The sequence below is a fragment of the Sphaerisporangium melleum genome (genome assembly GCF_014646695.1).
Classification (GTDB): domain Bacteria; phylum Actinomycetota; class Actinomycetes; order Streptosporangiales; family Streptosporangiaceae; genus Sphaerisporangium; species Sphaerisporangium melleum.
This window is the reverse complement of the sequence record NZ_BMNT01000114.1, coordinates 1-1,627: the sequence shown is the minus strand read 5'-3', so window position 1 is coordinate 1,627 and position 1,627 is coordinate 1. Positions and strand designations below refer to the sequence as shown.

Here is a 1,627-nt window from a genome sequence, read left to right as displayed (position 1 = left end):
CCGGTTGTTGACGTCCAGGCACTTGTTGCCGTACACCCGCAGCTCACCGGCACTGGTGGAGGTCCACTGCTGACCGGCCTGACCGTTGCAGTCATAGATCTGCGCCTGCGCGCCGTTGGCCGCCGCGCCCCCGGTCACGTCCAGGCACCGGCCCGACCCCACACCCTTGATCGTCCCCGCGCCGCCCGGCGGAGTCGGCGACGGCGTCGGCGTGGGAGAGGGCGTGGGCGTCGGGGACGGCGGGGTGCCGCCGCCGCTCACGATGTACATCGCCGCGCCGTGGCCGGGCACCGACGCGCTGATCGTCCCGGACGAGGAGCCGGTGGTGTGCGCCCACAGGTCGCGCACCGAGTAGGAGGACGCGGCGCCGAGCCCGAGGGCCGAGGTGGTGGTGGAGACGGTCGCCGTGGACGTGCCACGGTTGAGCAGCACCACCGCGACCGACCCGTTGGACATCGGCTTGCGCCACACCTCCAGGTTGCCGTTGTCGCTGATCTTGTGGCCCTGCTTGCCACCCCAGTCCTGGTTGACCGCGATGACCTCGGTGTTGGTGAGGGTCGTACGGGTGTCCGCGCTCATCGACCTGATGTCGTTGCCGGCGATGAGCGGCGCGTTCAGCAGGGCCCACAGGCTGAAGTGCGCGCGGCCCTCGGTCGCCGTCAGGGAGCCGACGCCGACCTCCAGCATGTCCGGGTCGTTCCAGCCGCCCGGTCCGGAGTACGCCTCCAGCCCCACCTGCTGGTCCAGGATGCCGGTGATCGAGCCCCAGTTGGCGAAGATGTCACCGGTCGTGCGCCAGGAGTTGCCCGTGGGCATCCCCCAGGTCCACACGCTCTCCTGGCCCCAGTTGCACAGGCTGTACACGATGGGCCGGCCGGTGGCGGCCAGCGCGTCGCGCATCGCGGTGTAGCGCTGCTGCCCGTTCTTGCCCTGGTGGTCGCCGCAGTTGTCGTACTTCAGGTAGTCGATGCCCCAGGACGCCCACAGAGCGGCGTCCCGCCGCTCGTTGCCCAGGCTGGCCGGGTAGCCCGCGCAGGTGGTGGTCCCGGCCGAGGAGTAGATGCCGAGCTTCAGCCCCTTGGAGTGGACGTAGTCGGCCAGGGCCTTGATGCCGCTGGGGAACTTCGCCGGGTCGGCCACCAGGTCGCCGCTTGCGTTGCGGCTCTTGGTCGACCAGCAGTCGTCGATGTTGACGTACTGGTACCCGGCCGCCGCCATGCCGCTGGAGACCATGACGTCGGCGGTCTGCCGGATCAGCGTCTCGTTGATGTTGCAGCCGAAGGTGTTCCAGTCGTTCCACCCCATCTGGGGGGTACGGGCGAGCCCGTTCTCCAGAGCGAGCGCCGGCGAGGTGCCGCCGCCGATCGTGACCAGGGAGCCGGCGGCGAGGGCCGCGGCCAGCGTCCAGCGGAGGATTCTGCGCATGTGACTCCTTGCGGATGTGCGTCGGGTCCGGCGGGCGGGAACGCGCCCGCCCGCCGGAGGTGTCTTCGGTCCGCCTGCCGCACGGCGGCCGGGGAGGGTGATGCCTGCGGGGTGCGGGTCAGACACGGGTCCAGCGCTGGTTGGTTCCGCCGTTGCAGTCCCAGATGACCAGCTTGGTGCCGTTGGCGGTGGCGTTGTTCGG

General features: G+C 70.6%; 1 protein-coding gene. It reads right to left on the bottom strand.

The annotated features are described in order from the left end of the window. Nucleotides 1-1,425, bottom strand: a 1,425-nt coding sequence (locus IEY93_RS37350; RefSeq protein ID WP_189167874.1) for a ricin-type beta-trefoil lectin domain protein, incomplete at its 3' end; no start/stop codon positions are given. Nucleotides 1,426-1,627: the final 202 nt, after the last annotated feature.